Origin of the sequence: Kitasatospora sp. NPDC127116 (assembly GCF_042677365.1) — a bacterium.
GTDB classification, from domain to species: domain Bacteria; phylum Actinomycetota; class Actinomycetes; order Streptomycetales; family Streptomycetaceae; genus Kitasatospora; species Kitasatospora lactacystinica.
The window spans coordinates 1-4,222 of sequence record NZ_JBHXTL010000264.1 but is presented as its reverse complement, the minus strand read 5'-3'; the positions used below and the strand labels follow the sequence as shown (position 1 = coordinate 4,222).

The following is a 4,222-nucleotide window of genomic DNA, read 5'->3' as shown; positions in this document are numbered from 1 at the left end:
ACGCCGTACTCGTCCAGCTCCGACAGCAGGCCGTCCACACCCTCCCGGTCGGTGGTGTGGTCGTCCGCGAAACGACGGTCACCCGTCGCGTCCGGCACGTGCTTCACACAGACAACGATCCTCAAGCTCACGGCCTTGTCTCCTGTACTGGTCTCGTCCGGCGGCTGCGGCGGTGCAAGCGGGCGCGAACACGGCACGCACCCGCTCCGGGCAGCGAATTCCCGTGCCGGTCCGGAACTTCCTGGCAGCATACTCGCCGGTAGTGCAGTGGTCACTACTGGCCAGTAGCTTATGCCGTGCGGCCGCTCCCGCCGCCTGCGCCCATCCTGCCCCAGCCCGGAGCCGACTCCACCCGACGGGGCGGAACAACTGCCGCCGGATTGCTCACACCACGCGCCCGAGCGCCGCGATCACGTCCACCCTGCGCGGCTGCCCCGCCGCCCGCCGCACCACCCGGCCCTCCCCGTCCAGCACCAGGACGGTCGGCGTCCGCCGGACCTCCAGCCGGCGGACCAGCTCCAACCGCTCCTCCGCGTCCACCTCGACGTGCTCGACCCCGTCGACCATCCCGGCCACCTCGGAGAGCACCCTCCGGGTGGCCCGGCACGGCTGGCAGAAGGCCGTCGAGAACTGCACCAGTGTCGCCCGTGCGCCGAGCGGCCCGCCCAACTCGGCCTCCGACAGCCGTACCGCCCCGTCCTCGGTGCTCAACCCTCGGCCTCCCGTCTCTCTCCCGGCCACGCGCCCGGCCCCGCGCCCGGCCCACGGCGGGCCGGTCCCGGCCACCGTCGAGGCACCACAACACGCACCGGCGGCCAGGTCGTCCCCCCAGTCTGCGGCAGGGCCCTCCGCGTCCGAAACACGGTCGACCGCCGGGGCCCGGCCACGTACGATCGGCCGGTGGATTCCGACTGTCGCCCAACGCCGCCGCCGGCCTGCCGCCGCGTCACCGCCACGGCCCGGGCCGTCCTCCACCGACGACGCTGACGCCCGCCGCCGACGCCCCGCCGCTGCCGCCGCCCGTCGCGACCCCCGGAGCCACCGTTGCAGACCGATCCCCGCGGCTCCCGCCTCGCCGCAGCGCTCACCTCCATCGTCCTGGCCGTCGTCCTGCGCACCGGCAACTGCCCCCTCCTGGCCGCCCAGACGCTCGTCCTGGCCCTCGGCGCCTTCGGCGGCCTGCGCATGGCCCCGTACGTCCGGCTGTTCCAGGCGCTCGTACTCCCCCGGCTCGCACCGCCCTCCGAGACCGAGGACGAGCGGCCGCTCCGCTTCGACCAGGGCATCCTCATGGTGTTCACCGCGGTCGGCGCCCTCGGCTACTGCGCCGAGGTGACCTGGCTCGGTGCGCTGGCCTGCTCGGCCGCCCTCACCGCCGCCTTCGCCAACGCCGCGTTCGGCTACTGCGTGGGCAGCGAGCTCTACCCCCTGGTCCGGCGCGCCCAGGGCCGACTCACCGCCGGCGCGTGATGTGCGCGGCCGAAAAGTTCCCGTTCGAATTCATCACGGAGATCACACCGCCAAAATTCGCTTGACCGCACGCCTCAGGTGACAGCAGGCACTCGTTCGGGGGATCATCTCCGTGAATCACCCGTGACCGCCGCGGAGTGCCGTGCTCCGGTCGGCGCCGCCCGCACAACGGAGCGGGTACCCGCCGAACCGGGCTCCGACCCGTGGAAGTCAGGACTGACCGTGGCAGAGTTCGTGTACCCGCCGGTGATCGGCGCCGCACTCACCGCCTTCCGCGCGCTCGACGTGCGGATCAAGATCGTGGGCGCCGAACACATCCCCGCCAGGGGGGGAGCGGTACTGGTCAGCAACCACATCAGCTACCTGGACTTCCTCTTCGCAGGCCTCGGCGCGTACCGCGGCGGCAAGCGCAAGACCCGCTTCATGGCCAAGGACGACGTCTTCAAGCACCGGATCTCCGGCCCGCTGATGCGCGGCATGAAGCACATCCCGGTGGACCGCACCGACGGACAGCCCGCGTACGAGGCCGCCGTGCGCGCCCTCAAGGCCGGCGAGGTGGTCGGGGTGTTCCCCGAGGCGACCATCAGCCGCTCCTTCATGCTGAAGAAGTTCAAGACCGGCGCCGCCCGGATGGCCGCCGACTCCGGCACCCCGCTGCTGCCCGTCGTGCTCTGGGGCACCCAGCAGCTCTGGACCAAGGGCCGCCCGAAGACCCTCACCAAGCGGCACGTCCCGGTCACCATCATGATCGGCGAACCGATCCACCTCGGACCGAACGACAAGCCCGTGATGGTCACCCGACGGCTGCGCGCCGCCATGAGCGAGATGCTCGACCAGGCCCAGCGTGAGTACCCCGCCAAGCCCTCCGGCCAGGACGACACCTGGTGGCTGCCCGCCCACCTCGGCGGCACCGCCCCCACCCTTGAGGTCGCCGAGGCCGAGGACGAGGCGGAGGCCCTCGCCCGGGCCGAGCGCCGCGCCGCCCGGGACTGACAGCCCCTTCTCCTCTCCTCTCCCCACTCTCCTCTCCTCTCTTCTCCGCCCCTCCTGCCGGCCTCCCCGCCTCCCCCGCCCTCCATCTACTCCGTGCGACCGAGCGAGAACTCTCCGTCGCGTGTCGCCCGACCGCCGACGCCCCCCGTCTGACACAGTGACAGCTCCTTCCAGGGGCCTTCGTCCTGAATCCGCGGCGGGGGCACACGTCGGAACGGTCGAAAGGCTCGGAGGCGGAGATGGCACGGATCACCACCGGCACACGGCAGTCACCCACGGGCAGGGCCCGCACCCGCGCGAGCGCCGGTGCGGGCCTTCTGCTTCTGGGCACCCTGCTCACCGGCTGCGGAGCCGAACCCGGGGAGATCCCGCTCTCCGAGATCCGGCCGGAGACTCCCACCAGCACCCCCGAGGCGAGACCCGCCGAGACCCCCGGCGTGGTCGGTGCGGCCGCCGGAGCGCCCGCGGCCACCGCGCACAACGGACTGATCGTCAGCCGCGCCTACACCGACTCCGCCCGCACCAGCAGCGCCATCGTCACCCTCTCCCCCGACGGCACCGACCAGCACCAGGTCACCAAGCCGCCGGCCCGCGCCCTCGACGACCGCCCGGACTGGTCCCCCGACGGCACCACCATCGCCTTCGACCGCACCGACCCCCAGAGCGGCACCGCCCGGCTCTGGACCGTCCCCACCAACGGCGGCCCCGAACACCAGATCAACCAGCTCTGCGACAGCGGCACCGCCGACTGCGCCAACGAGGACGAACGGGCCCCCGCTTTCTCCCCGGACGGCAAGCAGGTCGCCTTCAGCCGATCCTGGGGCGCCCAGGACTCGACCGGCAGCCGCCAGATCCAGTACTCGGACCTCTATCTGATGAGCCCCGAGGGCACCGACGTCCAGCGGCTCACCTTCCTCACCAACGACAAGCCCTACTCCGGCATCGTCAGCAACCCCAGCTGGTCCCCCGACGGGAAGCAGCTCACCTTCGAGTACCGCACCAGCGCCACCGGGCAGCCCGCCGGCAGCCGCGCCATCTACGTCGTCAGCGCGGACGGCACCGGACTGCGCCAGCTCACCCCCTGGGAACTGCGCGCGGGCGACCGTGCGGACTGGTCCCCCGACGGCACCCAGATCCTCTTCACCACCTACCCGGCCGGCCCCGACAACGCCCCCGGCGGCGGCATCTACACCGTGCACCCCGACGGCAGCGCCATCGGCGCCCTCACCCCCGCACCCTCGGACATCTTCTACGGCACCGCCGCCTACGCGCCCGACGGCAAGTCCATCGTCTTCGCCCAGGCCCCCTCGGGCGCCGGCGCCGACCTCTACAGCATGCGGCCGGACGGTACGGGCGTCGCCCGTCTCACCAACAGCGCGGACAAGTGGCTCGGCCGCCCGGCCTGGGGGACGGCGGAGAGCTCGGTGGCTCCCGCCGAACCGGCTCAGGCAACGGATCAGCCGTCGGTTCCGGCGACGGACCAGCCGTCGGATCAGGGGTCGAGCCAGCCCTCGCCGGCACCACAGGCTTCCCGGACGCCGCGTCCGGATGACCAGCAGCAGGCCCAGGCCCAAGGGCGGGAGCCCACCGAGAAGCCGCGCCCCGGGACGGGATCGGAGTCCGCCTCTGGCTCTGGCTCCGACGAATAGACCGTACGGTCCTGCAAACGCGAAGAACCCCCATCCGGATCCCGGATGGGGGTTCTTCTGAATAATTGTTCGGCGGCGTCCTACTCTCCCACAGGGTCCCCCCTGCAGTA

Annotated in this window: 4 protein-coding genes and 1 pseudogene; 3 read left to right on the top strand and 2 right to left on the bottom strand. The window is 72.3% G+C overall.

Annotation, left to right across the window (positions count from 1 at the left end; all coding sequences use genetic code 11):
- Positions 1-131, bottom strand: a pseudogene (locus ACFVHV_RS43360) (electron transfer flavoprotein subunit beta); the annotation flags it as partial.
- Positions 132-384: 253 nt separating this feature from the next.
- A complete protein-coding gene (locus tag ACFVHV_RS43355) occupies positions 385-711 on the bottom strand; it encodes a thioredoxin family protein (RefSeq protein ID WP_359915558.1) in 327 nt (108 codons plus the stop codon).
- Between the two features lie 333 nt (positions 712-1,044).
- Between ACFVHV_RS43355 and ACFVHV_RS43350 the strand changes: the two genes are divergently transcribed.
- The 3 genes from ACFVHV_RS43350 (at position 1,045) to ACFVHV_RS43340 (ending at position 4,112) form a co-directional block, all read left to right on the top strand.
- Positions 1,045-1,470 carry a DUF4395 domain-containing protein gene (locus tag ACFVHV_RS43350; RefSeq protein WP_359915560.1) on the top strand — a complete coding sequence of 142 codons (426 nt, stop codon included), beginning with the start codon at positions 1,045-1,047 and terminating at the stop codon, positions 1,468-1,470.
- Between the two features lie 222 nt (positions 1,471-1,692).
- Positions 1,693-2,463: a lysophospholipid acyltransferase family protein gene (locus ACFVHV_RS43345; RefSeq protein ID WP_359915562.1), complete on the top strand. Its 771-nt coding sequence runs from the start codon at positions 1,693-1,695 to the stop codon at positions 2,461-2,463.
- A gap of 239 nt (positions 2,464-2,702) precedes the next feature.
- A complete protein-coding gene (locus ACFVHV_RS43340; RefSeq protein WP_380359327.1) occupies positions 2,703-4,112 on the top strand; it encodes a hypothetical protein in 1,410 nt (469 codons plus the stop codon).
- Positions 4,113-4,222 lie beyond the last annotated feature (110 nt).

Coding starts and splice junctions, on each gene's coding strand:
- ACFVHV_RS43340 (WP_380359327.1), top strand. CDS start 2,703: ATGGCACGGATCACCACCGGCACACGGCAGTCACCCACGGGCAGGGCC.